Origin of the sequence: Bacillus sp. UMB0893, from assembly GCF_002858905.1 — a bacterium.
Taxonomy (GTDB): domain Bacteria; phylum Bacillota; class Bacilli; order Bacillales; family Bacillaceae; genus Bacillus_P.
The window spans coordinates 1-20,947 of record NZ_PKLB01000017.1 but is presented as its reverse complement, the minus strand read 5'-3'; the positions used below and the strand labels follow the sequence as shown (position 1 = coordinate 20,947).

At 40.2% G+C, this 20,947-nt stretch carries 20 protein-coding genes; 5 read left to right on the top strand and 15 right to left on the bottom strand.

Annotation, left to right across the window (positions count from 1 at the left end; genetic code table 11):
* Window positions 1-171 precede the first annotated feature (171 nt).
* From CYJ36_RS23105 to CYJ36_RS23050, 12 genes are all read right to left on the bottom strand, one after another.
* Window positions 172-444 carry an AbrB/MazE/SpoVT family DNA-binding domain-containing protein gene (locus tag CYJ36_RS23105; RefSeq protein WP_101569531.1) on the bottom strand — a complete coding sequence of 91 codons (273 nt, stop codon included), beginning with the start codon at window positions 442-444 and terminating at the stop codon, window positions 172-174.
* A 17-nt stretch (window positions 445-461) separates the two neighbouring features.
* On the bottom strand, window positions 462-1,001 hold the full coding sequence (locus CYJ36_RS23100) for a hypothetical protein (protein ID WP_101569530.1): 540 nt from the start codon (window positions 999-1,001) through the stop codon (window positions 462-464).
* A gap of 14 nt (window positions 1,002-1,015) precedes the next feature.
* The gene (locus CYJ36_RS23095) at window positions 1,016-2,041 is read right to left on the bottom strand and encodes a bifunctional lytic transglycosylase/C40 family peptidase (protein ID WP_257962600.1); all 1,026 of its coding nucleotides are present in this window, start codon (window positions 2,039-2,041) and stop codon (window positions 1,016-1,018) included.
* Between the two features lie 105 nt (window positions 2,042-2,146).
* A complete protein-coding gene (locus CYJ36_RS23090) occupies window positions 2,147-4,159 on the bottom strand; it encodes a CD3337/EF1877 family mobilome membrane protein (RefSeq protein ID WP_101569528.1) in 2,013 nt (670 codons plus the stop codon).
* 10 nt (window positions 4,160-4,169) lie between these two features.
* Window positions 4,170-4,598, bottom strand: coding sequence for a hypothetical protein (locus CYJ36_RS23085; protein ID WP_101569527.1), 429 nt, complete (start codon window positions 4,596-4,598; stop codon window positions 4,170-4,172).
* On the bottom strand, window positions 4,595-7,045 hold the full coding sequence (locus CYJ36_RS23080; RefSeq protein ID WP_101569526.1) for an ATP-binding protein: 2,451 nt from the start codon (window positions 7,043-7,045) through the stop codon (window positions 4,595-4,597). The genes CYJ36_RS23085 and CYJ36_RS23080 overlap by 4 nt, the downstream gene beginning before the upstream one ends.
* Window positions 7,046-7,057: 12 nt before the next feature.
* Window positions 7,058-7,477 (bottom strand): TcpE family conjugal transfer membrane protein, encoded by a 420-nt coding sequence (locus CYJ36_RS23075; protein WP_101569525.1) that lies wholly within the window; start codon window positions 7,475-7,477, stop codon window positions 7,058-7,060.
* Window positions 7,444-7,674, bottom strand: coding sequence for a TcpD family membrane protein (locus tag CYJ36_RS23070; protein WP_101569524.1), 231 nt, complete (start codon window positions 7,672-7,674; stop codon window positions 7,444-7,446). The genes CYJ36_RS23075 and CYJ36_RS23070 overlap by 34 nt, the downstream gene beginning before the upstream one ends.
* 6 nt (window positions 7,675-7,680) lie before the next feature.
* Complete coding sequence (locus CYJ36_RS23065; RefSeq protein WP_101569523.1) at window positions 7,681-8,760, bottom strand: conjugal transfer protein; 1,080 nt, start codon at window positions 8,758-8,760, stop codon at window positions 7,681-7,683.
* Window positions 8,757-10,727, bottom strand: a complete 1,971-nt coding sequence (locus CYJ36_RS23060; RefSeq protein ID WP_257962601.1) for a TraG/TraD/VirD4 family protein — start codon at window positions 10,725-10,727, stop codon at window positions 8,757-8,759. Before CYJ36_RS23060 ends, CYJ36_RS23065 begins: the two co-directional genes overlap by 4 nt.
* Window positions 10,693-11,364, bottom strand: coding sequence for a hypothetical protein (locus tag CYJ36_RS23055; protein WP_142382735.1), 672 nt, complete (start codon window positions 11,362-11,364; stop codon window positions 10,693-10,695). The genes CYJ36_RS23060 and CYJ36_RS23055 overlap by 35 nt, the downstream gene beginning before the upstream one ends.
* A gap of 128 nt (window positions 11,365-11,492) precedes the next feature.
* Window positions 11,493-11,702 carry a hypothetical protein gene (locus CYJ36_RS23050; RefSeq protein WP_101569520.1) on the bottom strand — a complete coding sequence of 70 codons (210 nt, stop codon included), beginning with the start codon at window positions 11,700-11,702 and terminating at the stop codon, window positions 11,493-11,495.
* Between the two features lie 2,025 nt (window positions 11,703-13,727).
* Here CYJ36_RS23050 and CYJ36_RS23040 point away from each other — a divergent pair.
* Together CYJ36_RS23040 and CYJ36_RS23035 are read left to right on the top strand one after the other, a co-directional pair.
* On the top strand, window positions 13,728-14,867 hold the full coding sequence (locus tag CYJ36_RS23040; RefSeq protein WP_066240270.1) for a ParM/StbA family protein: 1,140 nt from the start codon (window positions 13,728-13,730) through the stop codon (window positions 14,865-14,867).
* 23 nt (window positions 14,868-14,890) lie between these two features.
* The gene (locus tag CYJ36_RS23035) at window positions 14,891-15,328 is read left to right on the top strand and encodes a hypothetical protein (RefSeq protein WP_101569518.1); all 438 of its coding nucleotides are present in this window, start codon (window positions 14,891-14,893) and stop codon (window positions 15,326-15,328) included.
* 94 nt (window positions 15,329-15,422) lie between these two features.
* Here the strand turns inward: CYJ36_RS23035 and CYJ36_RS23030 are convergent, their stop codons facing one another.
* Window positions 15,423-16,049: a hypothetical protein gene (locus CYJ36_RS23030; protein WP_066240275.1), complete on the bottom strand. Its 627-nt coding sequence runs from the start codon at window positions 16,047-16,049 to the stop codon at window positions 15,423-15,425.
* Window positions 16,050-16,417: 368 nt separating this feature from the next.
* On the opposite strand from CYJ36_RS23030, the gene CYJ36_RS23025 reads away from it, so the two are divergent.
* From CYJ36_RS23025 to CYJ36_RS23015, 3 genes are all read left to right on the top strand, one after another.
* Window positions 16,418-16,879: a hypothetical protein gene (locus CYJ36_RS23025; RefSeq protein WP_101569517.1), complete on the top strand. Its 462-nt coding sequence runs from the start codon at window positions 16,418-16,420 to the stop codon at window positions 16,877-16,879.
* Between the two features lie 613 nt (window positions 16,880-17,492).
* A complete protein-coding gene (locus CYJ36_RS23020; protein ID WP_101569516.1) occupies window positions 17,493-18,581 on the top strand; it encodes a polysaccharide deacetylase family protein in 1,089 nt (362 codons plus the stop codon).
* 394 nt (window positions 18,582-18,975) lie between these two features.
* Window positions 18,976-19,485: a hypothetical protein gene (locus CYJ36_RS23015; protein ID WP_219621157.1), complete on the top strand. Its 510-nt coding sequence runs from the start codon at window positions 18,976-18,978 to the stop codon at window positions 19,483-19,485.
* Between the two features lie 289 nt (window positions 19,486-19,774).
* Here the strand turns inward: CYJ36_RS23015 and CYJ36_RS23010 are convergent, their stop codons facing one another.
* Together CYJ36_RS23010 and CYJ36_RS23005 are read right to left on the bottom strand one after the other, a co-directional pair.
* Window positions 19,775-20,293, bottom strand: coding sequence for a hypothetical protein (locus CYJ36_RS23010; protein WP_101569514.1), 519 nt, complete (start codon window positions 20,291-20,293; stop codon window positions 19,775-19,777).
* Window positions 20,294-20,592: 299 nt separating this feature from the next.
* Window positions 20,593-20,947, bottom strand: a 355-nt coding sequence (locus CYJ36_RS23005; protein WP_257962599.1) for a zincin-like metallopeptidase domain-containing protein, incomplete at its 5' end; no start/stop codon positions are given.

Here is a 20,947-nt window from a genome sequence, read left to right as displayed (position 1 = left end):
CAAACAGAGATGATATTCTTTGATTTTATCCCACACTTTTTTCCTAAAAACTCATAAAGTGTGCCATTTCCTCATCCCTTATTGAATATTGTGATTCAATACCTCCCTTCTGAAGAATTTGTTGACACAAAAAATCGCTCTTTATGAAAGAACGATCGGTTACTTCTTTTGTCATTTCGCTTCTTCTAGTTCCCGAAGCAGAATTTCTGCGCCTTTTGGACTCAACACAAATTTGCCATTACCATACGTCCTGTTTTCGTTGGTTATCTCACCGGTAATCGCACACGCATTATGGGCCATATATTTTTGGAGAATGATTTTATCATCATCTACGAAGATCTCTAGTGCATCCTTAATTTCAATCTCCAGGACTCTTCTTAACTCAATGGGAATAACAATTCTCCCCAGCTCGTCTACCTTCCTTACAACACCTGTACTTTTCATGCTTATACCTTCCTTCCTTAGGACGTGCGGCGTCCGGTTAATTCTCCGACAAATTCTACATCATCGATCTTCCAGCCTTGCTCTTTCACATAAATAAGAGACGTTTTGACAATCACCGTTTCTGTATTCGATACATTATTATACTCGGTCGAAAGCTTGAATTCATTAAAGAACTCCGCTTCCGTCTTCGATGACTGATATTCAAACGGCTTCAGCCCGACCATGGTTGATTTGACGGATTGCTTGGATTGCGGTGGTTTCGTTCCTGAAGGATGAGTCGCTTTAAATCCACGATCGGTCATTAAGGGACGAATCTTTTGATAGCGTTCAGCCGTAGTTTCATAAGTGAAAAACGCTTCAAGGAACGACCGATTTTTAGATAGTGCCTCGGTTTGTTGAACAGAGGTTAAGGATTTAATTTCTTCTTCATAATGACGCTGATTCGACCTGACTTCCTGCAGCTGGGAGCGTAAGCTGAAAACGTACATGATGATGATCACCACTGCAATAAAAGCACCCATAAGCATAATGTAATTTTTCTTTTGGCTGGGTTCCATGATTTTCACCTCCACTACTGAATCCTTCTAAACCCTAGGAAAGGATAAATATTTTTCCACTCTTGAACGGACGAATAAGAAGTGCCGTTGCTGCCGTTCGCATTAATGAATTGGCCATCTCCTACATACATACCGACGTGAGAAGCTCCTGGTTTATAGGTGGAGAAAAAGACTAGATCTCCCGGTTTTATTTGATCTTCAGGAACAGGAATGGTTTTATCGTATTGAGATTGCGCTGTTCCATACATATCTACGCCAACCTGAGCAAAAGCATATTCGAGTAACCCTGAACAATCAAAGCCTCCTGCAGCTGGTGTTCTGCCCCCCCATACATATGGGCGGCCAAGAAAAGTTTTCATGATGTTGTGAACTTCTTCCACATCAAATGTTTGAGATCCATCCCCTCCGACGACCTTACCTCCATCTCCTCCCTCATAGTAACGAAGAACATGTTCAACATAATCCGTGTCACCGTATCGGGACCAACCCATTTTAGATGCCATCATAGAGCTAAACTGGATCGCTACTTCTTTCGAATAACCTCCCCGTTCTAAGGCATAGCCGATAAATCCATTCCCAAAATTATAAGACTGCAGAGCTAGATGAATATCACCTTTGGCTTGTTTCATCACGTCTGCAAAATACTTCACCCCAATCTGAATGGAGTATTCAGGATCGGTAATAGCACCAGGTGGTAATCCGATTGATTCAGAACTCTGCATCACATCTAAATGCCGGCCACCACTTTCTTGTTGGATCAGAGCCATGATTAGCCCGACATATTCGCCAATCCCATTTTCTTCTGCATATTTCCGAATGAGGGGTTCATATCGAAGGACTTCAGCCGATACCTCTGCCGTTCCTCCTGCTCCTTCTCCTGAAAGCCCAGAGTCAAATTGATTCTCTCCGCCGAGACTAATGGAGATGAATAAAGCAATGCTGAAAATAGATAGGAGGAGAAGAAGGATCCCTGCAATCACCCACGTAAGAGGGTTTTTCAGAATGGCCACGGTTTTAACAACTTTTGCACCTTTCTTCAAAACGCCTTGCATAGGCTCTCCTTTCTGAAAGCCATTCTGACGCAACAAGACAAGGGGTCAATCATAAAACAAAAGTTAACTGCGTCAGAAGGCTTCTCTCCGACATCATTTTTGTCGGTTCGTTTGCTCATTCTTGGACTTCCTGCTTTCTGATCGTTTGACCGTCTCACCAGAAGTATTTGCATTCCTTTTTTTGATTTGCTGCTCAGCTTCCCATTGAGTGATGTGTTTGTCTGGGTCTCTCGAGGCCGCCACCTCTTTTTGACTTTCCATTCGTCCTGCCGGATTACGGTGAGGGGAAGGCTGTTGAGTCGTACTTCCGCTTTTTTGTTGCTGGGTTGGTTTAGATTCCCCACTTGTTCCTCCCTCTGATTTCGTTGAGCCAGGATTACGAGCCTCTGAAACGGATCTTTGGGAGGAAGGTGTTCTAGCAGCTTGCACTTTCTCCTCACTTTTGTTGGATCCTTCACTTTTTTGCTTTTTGTAATCATTTAAATTTACAATCGCAGCTCCTGCATTTCGTGAAGCTGATCGAGGGGCTTCCGTTCCTGTAGCCGCTAAATCGCTTTTCATCCCTTTTTTAGTCTGTTTTTCTGAATTTTTTTCGGTTCCTAATTTGTTCTCTCCGACTGCTTTACGGTGCTCTGACCGTTCACCACTAGCTCCAGCCGTATTGGTGGAAACTTTTCGGCCAGCTCCCTCTAAACCAGATTGAAATTCGTCCATACGCTTTTTCTGTTTATGGTTCTGATGGGCTTTACCTACCATCCGTTTAGCCCCCTTCATTCCTCTTTCGCCAGCATCCCCCAATCGATTCAGGGTATTGGTGGTTGTTCTTTCCACCACTTGCTGACCTTGAACCATACCAGCTGAAGCGACTTCAAAGATTTCCGTACGATATTTGAACAAGCCCCAAATGGTAATGCAAATCAGAAAGACGACAAACGCATACCCTTCTACACCGTTCGTGACTTTAACCGATTCATAAAGGAGAGTAACCAGTCCCGTGATTACCGCAATTAAGAGAACGAGCCCTGCCTTCATAAGCAGAACACCCACAATCTTTTTCCCATGATTCAATGCACTTTCACTGTAAGCTGGGATGAGAGAAAGAATGAGTGGAATGGCCGTAAAAATGACCAAAGCTAAAAACCAGACCTGAAGCAAAAACTTAAAAACACCTAATAACAAAACCGGAATGGCCAAAGCAATGGTGGAAATGATTGTGATAATGAGATAGCCAAACCGTTCTCCACTGAATTCCGGCGACATTTGCTTGTTGTCTAGCCTTTCAACTTCGTTACTAACAATGTCTTTTCTTTGCTCTTTCCCTTCATCAGAGTAGGGTTTAATGGCCAATAAATTATCTACTCGATTGGGATCCTCCTTGATGATGTCAGCTTCTTTCGTGGAACCATAGTTTAAAAGCAGATACGGCCGTTTGACCATAAGATTAAACAGTTGATTTTCAAGCAATGCGATGCCCTCTTTAGGGTTATAAGCCTCATTACTGTCAAACTCGTCCGAACTAATAAGAACATTTGCCGAGCTGGCGATGCCTTCAAGTTCAGCCCCTCGGTCATTGAGCCATTTGATATTCCCTGTCGCATCGGAGTAAAACCAAAAGGTCAGGACCGTGATGGCCAATGCTCCAAGGATGGCTTTGACTGCATGACCGACCTGTTGATTGACGAAATAACGCCACGCAGCAGCTCCACCCACAAAGATGACAAACAACGAAAGGAACGTACCGGACATAATCTCATAAATCCGTTCACTCATAATTCCGGCTTCGCTTGCAATGCTGCTGATTAGATCAAATGACATGAGTTGATTGGTCGAATAAAGAGTAAAGTTGGCAAGGGTTTTATTGAATCCCCACATCCCCTGATTAATGGCGTGCAAGGCGTTATCCGCAGCATCTTTAAATCCGTCCCCGATGTTCGCTTCCATCTTGTAATGATCGAGAGGATATTCTTTGCTTTCCAGAGTCACACGACCAACGGTCTCCTCTTTTTTCTGAACGGTCGGGGAAGAATCTTCGGCCAGTGTAGCCGCTGGCATGAGAAGAAAAAGCAGCGCTACACCTAAGCCGAGCACCCGTTTCAGGAAGTCCATGCAATCCCTCCTATTTACAATTAATACAAGCCTCTCGTTCTAGTTCTTTTTTTATTTGATCACGATTGATCTCCTTATCCTGATCTAGTTTCCAAGCGTTATCTTTTTTTCTAAAGAGCAACTCATCGTCTACATTGTTTTCTCCTTGAGGGTTTTTAAATTCTGTAAAAACATAATATTGATCATTTTTTTTGTCAAAATAAATTTCAAAACTCATATTGTCGTATTTTAATCCTGAGTCTTTCTTTTCTGCATTTTTATCAACTTCATATGACCCTTTTTCATAAATCATTTCTTGTTGCTTTTTGTAATCTTTATCAAATCGAGCTTTTTCCCATTTATAAGCGATTTTTGCAATGTCTTCAGAAGAAGTACCCTGATTGCACCCGGTTAAAAGTGCAATCAACGCTAAAAGGGTGATAACTAGTGTTTTCTTCAAATGAAAGCCTCCTCTGTTTCCGCTCTGCCTCGGTCATTTTCTTTCGTATTGAAGGCGCTGATCCATTCATCAAACAGGACATCGGTTTGAATCTTGGCTGTGCGTCCGTACATGTCTTCAACGATACACTGACCCTCGGTCAGATTTTTCAACATATCCCGGTTAGCCTTGTTGTCCTCCAGGCCGAGAAATTCAATGATGTTCGCTGCTTCTTCAGTGGTTTTCGCTTTAAACGCAAATTTTGTACCGATATTCTCTTTGATTTGAGGCTTATTGTATTCATACGTGGACTGCGTAATGATATAAACCGCGGACCGCAACGACCGACCTGTTCGGAGTAGCTCATTAATTAGCCGATCACCGGCCCCTGTGTTCATCAGCATCCAGGCTTCTTCAAAGATCGTCATCTTAACCACGGAATCATCACGGGCAAACCGGGTGGCGAACTTCGCCAACGGCTGCATTAATGCAACAGCTATGTGTTCATCACGCGTCGAAGCTTTTTCGCCTTCATCCGGCAGATTCAAGTTTTGAATCTGCAAGATATTGACTTGCTCATGCAAACTAATGCCTTCTACATTCCCATCCGAAAACATGAGCTTGGCGATGCCGTTTGTCCCTATCTCATAAAGAAGATCTCCGACGTTTCGAACGTCCTGATCTTCTGATTCTTGTAAATGACGAACGACATTTAAGAGTCCGGGCTTCTTCTCTTGCTGCAGAACGTGACGGACCCCTTTATAGATCGCCGTTTTTACATTCCGTTCATTGGATTGAAGCTCAGAAAGGTATTCAAGAACACCCACCGCTGCATCTTGCGCCTCTTCTCCTTCCAGGAACGTCAAAGGATCAAGCTTTCCAGCATCCTTCTTTTCACTTGATAGAGTAATATAGTTAAAGCTTTCAATTAAATCCTGGAAGAAAGGTGCTGTTCGCTCCATTTCAGGTGTGATCGCTTGTTTAAATTTCTTTTCTACTTCATCCTTAGGATCCGTCATAAGCACCTTGGCACCGAAAAAGACGCCATTCAACAAGATATCTTTTAACAAATACGATTTCCCCATTCCCGTTGGTCCTGAGATTGTGACATGAGGAGAAGAATACTTCGAACCTTTTAAACCCAAATGAGCGAGAAACGGATGAAAGAAAACAAGAGATTGAGAGTTTTCCACGCTTTCGCCCGCGTGAGAGATATTTTTCCCGAGATAAAAGCCGACGGTATTGCCAATCTTCCGCGTAAGGGAGAAAAGAGATTCCCCAAAAGATTCAGGAGTAAGGATTTGCTCCCAATCATCCGCAACGATTTTAGCTCCTGGCAGAGATTGATGAAATAATAGGAGTTGGTCGGCTAACGGCTGGACAAGTTCGATCTGCTGATCCTTAAAATCGATTTTGAGCCTTCTGGCTCGTTTTCTAACTTCTTCTTTTGTTGGGCCGTAGACCACGAAATTGATGTGAGTTCTGAGGAGTGGTTTGCCTTGATTCTTGATTTGATTTTCTAAATCGTGCAGAAGTTCACGGCCTGTATTAATTAAGCTGTCATCATCCTCATTGGCTTCAATGAGTTGGGCGTCCTGATCACGAAATCGCTTTTTGATGGTATTGGTACGGCCTTCATCCTCCTTTTTGCTCTTGTAGATCGTCCGCATGTTGACTTCAACCGGAAAAGGATAGGACTGAAAGAAATACGCCCATTCTTTATAGCCTAACTGAATGGGGAATTCGGAAACCGGAAGAAACGCGCACCAAGATTCATCTTCTAGTTGTTGAATACGCACATAGCCGGCTTTTCCAGGATCTAGGATGCCTTCTGTAAGACTGTACACACTGCCATCACCGTCAGGCTGCGCTTGACCTCTGACAAACTGATGACGAATGATGTAGCGAAGCTCTTTTTCCTTCACTCGATTAGCTCCTAAATAATGATTGAGCGTTGTGAAAGCATCCTCCTCGGATTCCTCAAATAACCGAACGGTTAAATCATCAATGCTCTGTCCGCCAAAACCGGCAAGTTTTTGAAGGTACCGGTTCATGCTTTTAAAAGAAGAGGAAAAGGAATGCATGAGATTCTCATCAAGCTCCTGTCGCTTTAACTTCACACCAACAAAAAACTTATACTCGACCACATGTTTTGCTTCTTCTCTTAAAATCTCTTTAGCTCGTTCTGCGTAATACATACCAGTATCCGCGTACTGCCCTTCATATTGAGCTTGCAGGCTATCCATCCGTTTATCGATATCAACAGGAATTGGTACGATTTTATAATCGACTTCTTCAAATGCCGAGAACTGCCAGGCCAGCCGCTGCAGACGGTTCACAAGATGATTTTCTGCTTCTTGTTCATTAACGCCTACGGTGTTTTCATGCAAGCGATAATAGGACCAGGCTTCCATATCATGTGTATAGATCACGTTGTCTTTAAAAGATTGAATCGGAAACTGTATCATACAATCACCACCTTATTGGAATCGCTCGTAAGACTGCGCTTTCTTCATTTGTGGCTGGTACACACTCTTTTGGCTGCTGTAGGAATAACGTTTAGTAAATAGATAACGGAAATAACCGATGAAAAAACGGTCCAATCGCTTTCCATCCAATCGGCTTTTGCAAATGGCCCCCGCAATCAACCAAGGCAACACCGTATAAAACGCAAGCTGCAGCGTGGTCGGTAAAATGTGATTAATGCTGCCTCTAAAGAGGAAGAGAAAGCCGAAGATCAGGACGGCCATAACGATTTGCCGAATCTCAATCCCCTTGGAAAAGACGAGGGATTTCTCGCCCTTTCCAAGCTTCCAGATTTTCAAGGGATATTTAAAAAACTTCCGATAACTGTAGGCATCTGTCCTCAATTTAAACCACCACTTTTGACTTGATCCCATATTGCATTGGCCATGCTTTCAAATTCCCCTGGATTAGCTACAATCACATAGCAGATGACTGCAAAAATGAAGCTGGAGAAAAACTGGCCCCATCGTTGAGAAATAAACGCTCGGACAATCATGACGATCATAATGATGAACAAAACGGCCGCCACCTGACCTGAAACATAATCAGTTAACCCTGTAATATCTGGCATTTTCCATCATCCTCCTAAAGTGTGTTTGAACTGTTTCACATAAAATTTATTGTTCTCTTTGCTTACGACAAGAGTAAAAGGATGTTTGGTCTGCAATCCCGTATTCGCCTCCTGCAGAAGCACAAGCGTCTTCACCATGTACTGTCCTTCTTGCTCCCCATCATAAACCACAAAATCTTCCAATCCCTTATACTCGTAAAGATCTTTTATAGATTCCGGTTTCTCCATGAGATAAGCCATCTCATCCACTGAATTGGTTGTATATGAGGTGAAAAACTGTGTAGCAAATTGTTTCATCTCATCTTCTACTTTGACATTTTGTTGAGATTGATCAGTTTGATCTTGAACCGCTGCGACTCTCGACTTTCCAGGGATCGCTTGATAGTAAGGTTGTTCAATGACATTAAAAGAGTTTCCATCCGTCCCTAGCCGGACCACAATCATTTGCTCTTTCTTCCCCAATGGCTCATCGATTTTCTTCATTCTTTCCTCTTTTACGACTGTTTCTTTTCCATCTTTCCCCTTGCTTTTAACAGGAACTTGCTCTTTTTTCTCGACGACATTGAAAAGTTCATATTCTATACGATAAACATAACTCGCTGCATCTTCGCTCACGTTCTTCACATCATATAAGCTAGCACTCTTCAAAACTCGTTTCCCTTGAAAAGCTGTTAGGTTTTCAAGCTCTCCCACCTGTAACCCTTCAGCCAAGAAGTCTTGAAGTGCTTTCGATCGTTCTTCTCGTTTCTTCTCATCATTGGATACGTTGATATAGGTAGTAACGAATTGGTTCGCATACGTTTCACCAGCTGGTGAATTGGCGAACCCTACCTCATTTAGACTTTCAATCTGCGAAGACGCTTGATCTTGATAACCGTTTACCTTTTCGTTCAGAAACCCGGTTCGCGCCCAGGCCTGAAAGGAGAAAAAGATAACCCCGAGCAACACACCCCAAAAGACCACGGTAAAGGCGGTTCGTCCATTCAAACGAGAAGTCGTTAAACGTCGTTCATCTTTTAAGACTTTTTTTCTTCCTTGAGAGACATTCTTTTTAAGACCGCCTCTCAACTTGCTGAAAAAACTCATTGGATCCCTCCTAAGTCTAAGGCATTACGCACATACACTCGGCTGAAATACGTATCGCTGCCGTCCACCTCCACCATTTTTCGATTGATGAAAATCTCACCGATTTGAAGATTTTTAATTTCACTTGGATTGGCTTTAAAGCGTTCCACATCGCGAACGGTTCCCATTTCAGCTTCATACCGGATATGGGGGTATTTCTTTTCAATCTGTTGCGTGATTTCCCGATCGGAAAATGTTCCGAATACCTGAGCGATCCGCTCTGCATCTTTAGAGGAATTCACGCGGCCTGTGGCAATGACATTACAGTTGGAAATGATCTGCTCGGTCATAATTGGATCCACGGCATCAATGTCGGACAACGTTTGAGTGGAGATAATGCATTCAAAGCCAGCAGACCGTGATTTGTTCACGATATCCACGATTCGGCGGTCGCCATACGCTGAAAACTCATCGTATACACCGAAGATGGATTTTCGCCCCTTTGCCTGACGGTATGCGACCAGACTGTTCACATCAAGAATAATCATTTTCCCAATTTTCCGAATATAGTCTGCATAACGACTCCCTGAAATACTGAAAATTACCACATCGTTGTGATCCGTAATGTTTTGAAGATCGATGCCTTTTTCACACTCGATGAATAAATGGCCCAAGTCAGACTCTAGTAATTCTCCCAACTGCATTTTCAATCGAGTTAAGCAGCCTACTACGATTTCTTCCGGGAACTCATCATCCAAAATGGTCTTAATCCGCTGCATACCTTCTTGAAGCTTTGTCACAGTCCGCTTACGCCTCTCTACAACCTTTTTCTTGATGATTTCGACCTTTGGTTCCGACGGTGCGACAAAACCGCTTAGATCGTCATCTGAGGACGCTGCTGCTTTCCCAACTGCTACTTCTTCTTCGACTTCCACTTCAATGTCTTCTTCAATTTCTTCCTGGATGCTGTGTTCCTTGAAAAAGTCACTCATGGAATCTACATTCGTCAATTTCGCAATCGTTTTGATATCCCTCGTAACCTGAGCTTCATCAATGAGCTTAACCACCAACTGTAGATACCGTGAAGCTATATCCGTGTAGTAAGCACCGTCTCCTTCACTCGAAAAGCTGAAGAGGGACATGAGCTTATCGCGTGTTTCTGTCGGTGTACCATTTTTGATCGGATTGTAGGTCAAGTTATCCATTTCTGAAAACAGGTACACTTTACGGCCATACGCTTCACATAACGCTTTAAATTCGAGCATGGATTTCCGCTCGCCCTTCCCATCTACAAAGATGATGGGTTTATCCTGCTGCAGCGCCGCTTCCATTAAAGAAGCAATCAAGGTGGTCTTTCCGGTACCTGTCCCACCTGTAGCCAGCATGTGATAATTGAGCTCTCTCGCTTCCAGTGCAACTCGTTCTTTAAAGTCGGTATAGCCCACAAAAATTTCCTGTGAAGGCTTTTTGCGGTAATGCTGCTGTTTATTATTTAAAAACTTCACCCGGTTCTTTCTGAACGTTTTATACCTGTGTTCTGCCTTTTGCTTCTGAACCTCTCCGGATTTGGTCTTGACTCGCCTTTTCCAAAAAAACTTGGCGAAGATGAAAAAGCCAAAGGAAAAGAGGAAGGAAAGTCCCACTAATACCCAATAAGATGAAGCAGAAACCGCGATAGGATTCCCATTATTGAGTAAAGACTCTGCACCGGTTGAAAGATACGGAATATTCATTTCTGAAATCAATCCAAAATAGGTAAGCAGCATCCCGGTTTGAAATTGCCATAAAAGAATCAGGAATCCGGATCCTAAACCCACATAGAAAAACCATTCTCGCCTGAACACGTGCAATACAGCAAAAATCAGCATTCCCAGTAGGGCCGGAATAAAAAAGAGAATCCCGATCATTCCTATCAAACCGTAGATGACCACATCACCAATCATTCGGTCCATTTCAGTCTGTTGCGTCTGGTCCTGGCGTTTCGCCATTGGATCCACTTGGCATCACCTCTTCCCAACGTTCGTTAATAATGACCGACGGAATTTTACGTATGGAAATTTTATCTGCATTAACTAATCGTCGCTTGGCGTCATTGACCACATTATGAATCTTCACATCATCTGCGAAATAGATCACTTGGTCATAAGAATATGGCTGATCGTCTAAGCGTTTACTAGAGAGCAATTGCTCAAAAAGCTTAAACTTTTCATCATACCGTTTCCGTTCTTTCTTATTGAGTTCCAGCTCTACCCAGGTAGTTGTGACCACGCCTTCCGCATTTTTGAAAAAGAACACCGCATCCGGAATACGTTCACGGCTCGCGTTATACGCCTTTAATTTACTTTGATTATCTCCCTCTCCAATCATGGAGTGACGAATCTCTCTTTCCGTCCGATACGTAAACTGAAATCCCTGCTTCTCCGCCTGAAACTCATAAAAGAGAACCAGATCATTAAGCAGAAGGTTATGCTGCATCGTATAAACAGAAGCTTTCGTCGGGACCGTCACATGAACATTCGTTAAGTTTCGGGCATCGATCGTCCCCAGGTAAACCCCTACTTTATGAGCGATCTGCTCATGCCTGACATATTTCTTCCCTTCAAGTTTTCGTAGTCTACGGTACACCCGGTGGATATTAGGTTCTCGAAACTTTAATAGAATCTGTTTGGCTGTCACCATTCCATTCCTCAAAATAAACGTAAGATACTCCAAATCTTTCTCTTTAAGCGAAGTATACTTTAGCATCAACTTCATCATCCTCTTCTAGCAAATATAGGAACCACTCTCCCTTTTAGCAGTTTACCAAAAGCCATGCTGATTGCATAAACCAAAATCGAAAAACAAACCGCAAATACAAACACAACCACTTTAAGAATTTTCACCGCACACCAGCTGGCCAACACATAAAACAAAACCAATAAACCCAAATACGCTTGCAGCCATCTATCCAGCATAGAGAACACAAAACACCTCCTTGAATTTTTATACAATTGACTTTATATTTTTGCGTTATTTACAACATCCTACACTCCACCAACCACCTCCATTTTTGAATAGCATAAATCCACTTGCCCACCTTCACTTGAAATTGCTTTTATCCTTTTTCCCTTGAACTTTTCTTTTGATCTTGACCTTGTACTTATACCTTGAAATTTATCTTTTACTCTTGAACTTTATCTCTTATCCTCCCCCTCTTTCACACCAGACTCCTCATTACCTCTCCGCCAACCCCACTCATACTTTAGATTGACCTCCGCCTTTATTTAGTAGCAGAAGACCTCGTCTATGTTTACGTAGTATGGGCGAGGTCTTCTGCTGGTTACGAAAATAAACAGAAGTCAATCTGCCCTTTGTTTAATAGGGTTGGCGGCCATTTCCTACCGCAAATATAATGCAAATTGAGTTACTTTTGATTTACGTATCTAAATCTATTGAATTTTCTTACAATTTCTCCTAAGACCAGTGTAGTATACGCACATCTGTTTGGCAATGATTGTAAAGGTAATTCGTTCCATATGCTCACTTGTTATTTCATATATGTGATATTTTTACTATCTAATCATAATAATTCTATATATCCCCAGCCTTTTTCTTAACCTCCTCCCTTTACTTTTATTTAGCTTCTTCTGGACCAGATCTCCCTAACATAGATTACAAGTTTTAGATCTAAATCCTGAATTACACATTGACTAAATTTGAATACTGATTGCATATACTAAATTTTCTCTTAATCTCAATCCCCTATTTTTAATCCCTTTCCCTCCCTGATCTCCTTGCTCGCTTATCAATCCTCAGCCTCATTTTCTTTAGCGATATTCCTACTTTCGTATCGAGAGTAAGAATCGAAGCGCTAAACAGCTTTAATCACTAGCAGCTTTAATCACTAGCAGCTTTAATCACTAGCAGCTTAAAGCACTAATTAACAGGCTTCAGCCTAAATTATATTCAAAAGTTTGCAACAATCTCTTGCCTTTACTTTCCTGGTTTGGCATACTCGGGCATCAGGCCAGGAAAACGGCTGGAAACGGCTGGCTGCAGTTTTCCCCCTTGTGAAGCCGGGAGAAAACCGCTGAACGTTGACGTACTCGGTGTACCGAGTTCAGGTATCCGTATGGTATCCGTATGTATAGCGCTTCAAAGTCTTGCTTTCGCTTGTGAGCATATCAACTGCACCATTCCCTTAGCTTAGTTAGAAAAAGCTTCTAACCCATCTCACAACCCCGCTATGCGCCTAACAGACACATAGCTATGGTGTCCAACCCTCCTTTTACTTTGTGGCTTTATTATGCTTACATGGATCTCCAAGCATCTTTTTCCCCACTGGCGAAAAGGAACAAAACATACCGTTCCTGCCTGGCCGATCGTGAAGCTCGATCAACCCGACACGCTGGACTTTCCGAAATTGGCTCCAGCTGACCTGTCATCTTTTTTTCTATCGAAGAGAGTAAGTCCCTTGCTCTCCGCATAGAACACGTAAAAAAGACCGTTACAAGCTGCTAGACAGCTCGTCCCGGTCTTATCCATTAGTATTTGCTTTACGCAGAGAATCAGCTTGAGTTTTGTCGCTATTTGTACCATAAAAAACCATGGAAATATAGCTAAAAAACATTGCAATTCTTTTAAATTATTGCTATTATAAGCACATATTAAAAAAGAATCTATGATTCGCACATAAAGCTAGCACTAGTTTGGCGACCGGGCTAGCTGTTTCACCAAAGGGCGTTGTTGTCAGCAACGCTTTTTTCTATGGTGAAAAATATGTATGTAAGGATTGAATAGTCTTTATTCTCAGTTCTATGAATCTAGTAAATATTAGAATTTAAAACCACTATACACTCTTTTAGAAAATCCGTAAACCCTTTATTTTAATAGGGTTTTTTCTTCGTTAATTTGTATACAAATGTTGTATACAAATGTTTGACTTGTAAACAAATTTTGTATACAATGAAGAGGGAAGAAAATAAATCCATTTTTCAGGAGGGAAAAACATGAGATTAGCTAGTATAGATATTGGAAATGACGCATTAAAAGGGTACTTTGGGTCTTTAGATCAGCAGCTCTATATTCCAAACATCATCGCAAAAGCCGAGGATCGTTCTATTATTGATATGGAAAAAAATCCGTTAGATGCGTTACATGTTGAAGTGAATTCTTCAATTTTGAAAGAAAAAAACAGAAAAATTGCTGTTGGAAAACTAGCTTCTAAATTTCCTGATAATGATGAATTGAAACCGAATCAGGATAAAAGTGAATCTGATCAACCGATTCTTATGTTGCTTACAGCTTTAGCCTTTGATGCTGTTCAGAACATAAAAGAAGATGAAGATAATATCATTAATGCTACGTACTTACTATCTACTGGACTACCATTAGATGAAACAAAGCGAGAGAAAAACAAAGAGTTTCGTAAAAAATTAAAATCCGGACAGCACTCTGTTACGTTTTTAAAAACGCCCGAATTTGAAGGGAAAACCGTCAGAATTCAATTTGAGCAAGTGCTTGTCAATACAGAAGGCTTTGCAGCATATATGGATTTAACCACAGATAAAGATGGTTCTGTAAAGAATGAAGAGATATTTGGAAAGACTATATTAATTAATGACATTGGAGGCCTTTCAACGGACTCCGCGATTATCACAAAAGATACTCAGGTAGATAACATCAACTCTAATGGTATTAAAAAAGGCGTTTCCACTTATCTAGACAGCATCATTCGTAAAGTAAGAGCTGAACACCAATATACAATTAATACTCGTCGTGATTTAGTAGAGATCATCACCAACGAAGATCCGGAAGAGCAAAACTACATTTGGAAATATGGAAACAGAATTTCAATTAAGAATATTGTAGATGATGAGCTCATGGCCCTGGCTAATGAAGAATATAAATTGATTCAAGATCTTTGGATTAGCGTTCCAGATATTCGCCTAAGCTATCAAATAGGCGGCGGAGCTGTTGTTCTCCGTCCTTATCTACAAAAAATCAATGAAGCTGCTCAGCAATTTCCGTTGCGTTTTGTAAAACCAGACGACAGCGTTTGGATGATTGCACGCGCGTATTTTAAAATCTTAATTATGTACTGCGAGTCGAAGAACATTGATGTAAAAGAAGCAATCGCAGCGAAATAACGACTGATTAAAGGGGATTTACTATGGAAAAATTTCATGGGGGGAAGGTGGTGTCCTTTCGCCTTCCTCATGAAACACCTATAGATGTACTAAACTTTTTAACAGACCTAAAAGAAGAACATCAACGAAAATTCAGCAGTGAAATTGCCGATCGGTTCGTAGCAACCATGCAGGAAGAGCTGGCTGGAAAACCCAAAAAGAAGTTTGATAAGAGCCTAAGTATCCCAATACCCGAAGACCTAACACCTGAAGAGATAAAATATTTACAAAACCATCGAACAAAGGCCATAATTGGTCAATTACTTGTGCAACTTCTCAAAGATCCAACGGCAGAAATTAAAATAAATTCCTCTGAAGAGGAAAAAATCATCAATAAAGAAGAACCAAAAAAGAACTTTGTTAATGACCAGAAGCTCCAATCCTTTGCTCAACAAAACTTTTTGGACTTTGATGATGATTAAGAAGCAAAAAAACGAACCTGCTTGGCTAAGCTAGGTTCGTTTTTTTTTTGATGTTTATATATGTAAGGTTTTCACTAAAAACATAACACTTTCTTTATCTTCCGAATAACCGGTCCATAATCCCCTTCTTTTTCTTTTCCGTACTTTCAGCTTCTTCTTGTTTTTGAATAAAGTCATTTACCCTATCGACCTTCTCTTTCATCACTTCATAATCACGCCTCATCTTTTGCATTTCTTGATGGCTAACTTCGTTGGCAGATGCAATTTGGTGTAAAGCCTGAAGGATAGATTGCCCCTGTTCCTTACTCATCAATCCTTCAACTTGGGTTTGAATATTTCGGATTTGGTCCGCCACAACAGATATTTCATGTCGCCCTGAAACATCCTCATCCCTTGTTCCGTATGGGATTACCTCCGCTACGTTTTGTGTCGCCTTACGATAATGTGACGCCACTATAGCAGCAGCAGCTTCTGGCCCAATTTTCTTATCTCGTTTAAGTTTTAACATCTGAGAAATGGCTAATTGATCTTGCTGCGTGTACACCCTATGGTCCAAGTCATTGCGGAGCAATTCATATCCTTCTCTTTCTAATAAAGTAACATACTTTCTAACTGTACTTTCTGGCATTTTCAAGTTTTCCGCAATTGTACTCGTTTTAATTTCAACATGCATATCTATTACATCATCCGGGATTTCAAATCCTTTTTTCGTATCGTCCATAACGTTCACCTCTCGCCTTTATATCGGCACCACAATGCCAATATTTTTACTATTACTATAGCAAATTTATCGGGAGAAGCGTAGAGCCATTCCGATAAATTCAGGAAAACTTTAAGTCAATATGTCTAGGACAATGTCTTAGTGTCCTAGACTATTTTGAAACCATAAGGGAGAGCTAAATACTAAACAAGTGATTACGATTGTTGTTACTGATGTTGGTGAAATCGATGAGATAATAAGAACGTATGCAGTTTAGTCAAGAGACGATATGGTGTAATATGGTAATGTGTAGTTATTAATACGAGGTCTTATTAAATCCTGTTATATGGAAAATTAGATTATGAATAAAATAAAGATGGGGGAACAATATGAGCCAAAAATCTAAACCTACAGAATTAGATATATTTAAAGACAGTACCAATGATGGTGAAATAATTGAGCGTAATAGCTCAAAAAACAGTCCTACTTTCAGTAATGGGTCAATTGGAAAAGAACTTGCAGCTACAGCAGCAATAGAAATTGCTAAAGCAGCAGCACCAGTTGCCATAGAAATGATAAAAGGAAGAATCGATGATGATCGAGAGGAAAAGAAGAAAATTAGAGAAGACAGAAGAACAATTCTGCAGAAGGAATTCAATAACTTAATAAAAAATATTGAAGAAGAAGAGGCTAAGGAAGGTTACAATCAAGAAAGAATTGATAAATGGTATGTACGGATAGATAAGATAAAACAAGAACTTAATGATATGGAAGAAAAAGCAGATGGTTTTGCAAAGGGATTGTTAAAATCAATAAAAGATTTTGTATCATCGCGATCAGGAAGCAAATAACGAGGATAAATAGAAAGGACAGCATATTACTCGTGACAGAGTATTTATACTGTTCTTTTTTTTGAAGTAGATTCTTTAACGGACTCAACTGCCTCTTCCCCTTGTTTTTTTCTCTTTTAGGCTCAACTTTTGTTTAGGACAGTGTCCTAGTGTCCTAGATTTATTTCTATGTATATGGTGGATGGGGAAAAGGTTTGTTTTACCGTTGTCCATACTCCGGATATGAAGAAACCGGAACTTTAAAAATCCATTTTTTGCAAAAAAGCTAAAGTTGGGAGATAGGACAATTGTGATAAAATGGAAATATCAGTTATTCCGTTAAAGGGCAGTTAAATTGAAGAATAGTTTCAACTTTTTGTTCAACAATCGGGCCAGATAATGGAATAACAAGTAATAACTTATTTGGATTTTTTATGTTATTGAGAATGTGAAAAATTAAAGAGCTTTTTAGAATCCTTCTGGTTAGCCTCTCGGAAATTATCTGCAGTGATAATATTATCGCTCATACTCTTATGACGCTCTCTATTATTTCCAATAAAAAACTGTTTTGTAATTTATGTTTTGTTGGTAAAATCCTTTCTGTAAGAAAAAGAAAAACACACAGGGGGATACAATGATTAAAGTTAACAAATTGGAAGGGAAAAGAACAATTTTGGCCACTCTTCTCATTTCCTTCATCATAACGGGTCTTTTTGGAGTAGCGCCAGCCAAGGCTGCTACAGTTTCATCTGCTTATTTTTCTGTGGATGGTCAACTCATTAAGACGACCTACTATATGCAAAATGGCCGTGTTATGGTACCAGATCTATTCTTCAAGCACACAGGTGCTACTGTTGACAAAAATGAGAAATACAACTCTATTGCTGTTGAGAGAAATAATATTGTTGCTCTCCCATTGGAAAAGGCATACATGGACTACTACGTGAAAGAAAAAAATAAGTGGATTCGCGAGTACCTTGCTATTACAACAACTGTTATCAATGGTCGTCCATACATTCCATTATTGGTAACTGCACAAAAATTAGGCATGACAGTTACCTACGATTCAAAAATCAATCGCACCTATATTCAAACAAACACTCCAGTAGAGAACAAGCCAATCGCTATCGAAAAAGGAGATACAACGGAAAAGAAAATTGCCTTAACTTTCGATGATGGTCCAGACAAAATTATTACACCTCAAATTTTAGATATATTAAAAGAAAAAGGTGTACCAGCTACGTTTTTTGTAGTTGGAGAGCAAGTTTCTTATTTTCCGCAGTTGGCTAAAAGGATGGTAGATGATGGTCATACCATTGCAAACCATACATGGAATCATCCTGAATTATCCAAACTATATACTGCTCAAGTCATCCAACAGATTTCATCTACCAATGAAATCATTGAAAGGGTGACAGGAGTGAAGGCTACTTTATTAAGACCACCTTATGGAGACTATACTGCAGCTGATGCTCTTGTATTTGAAAAACTTGGATTTAAAAACATCATGTGGTCTGTTGATACAATTGATTATAGTGGTAAATCAGCAGAGGAAATTCTTACTATTGTGCATAGGGATAAATCTCCAGGAGGAATTGTCCTCCAGCACAACTTCCAAAACACCAAATTACAAGGTACAGTTGATGCGCTACCACAGATGATTGACCAATTAAGAGCAGAAGGCTATGAGTTTGTAACAATTGACAACTTATTGGCAAAATAAAAGATTAATTTTTTTATGTTAATGGGTGTTAGGTCCCGCCTACACCTGTATTGACCGGATAATTCAAACCCCTCGTTGACTTTAAAAAGTCAACGAGGGGTTTTTTCTGTTTGTACAGATGTAAAACAGCTTTAGAATGAGTAATTTATTAACTATTGACATGCATTACAGCTCTTGCGCTTTTTACTCCGCAATCGGGCGCTTATCTGTAATAAGGTAAGTGTCCTTTTTAATGGAATAAAAGATTGAGTTAATCACCTAATTTTGAAATAATTGGTATTAAGCAATCGGGCAGGATTGTGGAATAAGGAATAGTATTTGTATTATCAATGATTCGTTACTTATTTGGACCGCTAATGAAAAGAATTGTAGACGAATAAATCCGAAGAGAGGTATGAATTTAGTGAAAATACGTTGGTTCATTTATATTGCAATTGGAATAGTATTTGGTGTGTTTGATTTTTACTTCCATAGTTTCATATCTCGTATGCTAATCCAAGGGGAGACTTTATGGAGAATACTAACCTATGGTGTTTGGTTAGTGCCTTTAGTTCCAATTGCTCTTTATGAAGCCCGATTTTCCAAATCAAAAGTGAGGGCCGCTTTTGCGAGTTCATCAACTTGGCTCGTATCAATTATTTTTTATTATTTATACAATGCCATTCAGTTAGGGATCATAGGGATTTCAACTAGACCAGAACTACATATTTCTAATAAAAATGATCCATTCTTCTGGGGAAATTGGAAAAATGTATTTTGGAATGATATTGTAATGCGGGGTATTTTTCAATGGAGTGGCTTTGCAGTAGTAGTTGGTTTCATTGTTGGTTTTTCAGTTAGTTTTATTTATCTTCGTATTGAGAAATTTATAAAGTTTAGAAACAAGTCAACAAAGGAGTTTTGAACTTATTCAACAATCGGGGGCGATTGCTGAAGAAGGCTAAAAGTAAATGACCAGAAAAATCTGGTCGTTTTTTATTGTCATTCACCCGTTACTGATCAAGTTGACTTTGTTTCTTATTTTAATAAACTGCATGTTGGACACCTCATGCTTTTGACCATTTAAACACTATTAATGCAATCAAATAACTCCGGGGATCAACCGGAGTTATTCAGTAACATACAATACTCAAGCACAAAGAGTATTTACGAATACTTTACCTAATTTCTCCTGCGTTTTGAAGGCCATAAAATCACGCTTTCATTTCTTCATTTCTCTGCTGGCGGATTACCATTGGTTTATGCTTATCCTTTTTCATATAGTCTACGTATTTTGCCAAATATCCTTCAGTGATTCGATGCGGAACATACCCCAACCGCTGACGAATAATGTTTTCCAAAACAAACATTTTACGGGTGATTTTTTCATATTCCGTTCCACTATATTCTTCAGACTCTTTAAACTCATCCGTATTACCGTGCTTGCGTGCCTTATAAAAGGTGTTCAGATAACGATATAACGCTGTTCTTTCAGCTCGTGCATATTTCAATAAACTAAGCAACTCGAAGGTCGATAGCGTCATTAATTCCGGCGTTGTCCTCTCAAGATGGACTTCTAGCGCAAAATCTCTTACACGAACTGAAATTCTTTCATGATTGCGTTGCACAATCGTCTCTGGAACGTTCATTACACAAAAATTACAATAGTATTCTCGCTGCTGCACCAGTTCGCTACCACAATAAGGACAAGTAATAACACTTTGATTTTTCATATCAACTTTACTCCCTTCAATCTTTTGAACGGATAAGCACCCATTTATGACTCGGGCGCTTATGACATATGCCATTGAAATTTGCCTGTTTCTGAGCGTTCTAACTAAATTACACCATTCAGGCACTATTTTAACAATCTATTAGGATACTCCTCACTTTCTCTTAGTAATTTAATTCCCACTGGCCATACCTGGAATTAAATAACAGTAACTTGAATTTATTTTATATAAGGTCATCTTCCTTGATCGACAGGAAGATGACCGATCCTTTGTGCTTGTGATGTTATAGGTTACTGCTTTTACTCGCCTTCAGTTTCTTCTTCTCCTAGAATGTAATCCGCGGCTTTTTGGGCTTGTGCAGCTGCTTGAACCACAAGACGACTGTCTTCTTTCAACGACCTTAGCCATGAATGGATATAGCTGGCGCTATTACTAATAGTGTTGTTGTCAATACCCGCAACACCGCAAAGCATTGCAGCCCCCATTTCCGCCACTAATTCTTCCTTGGAATATATTTCATCCCCAAATGCTACATCTTGAGTGGTCACTCCTGAACGAGCTAGCCGATTTTTATGCCCTGTGCTGTGTACCATTTCATGAAACAAGGTACTGTAGTATTCTTCGACTTTCGGAAAATCCTTTAATGGCGGGCAA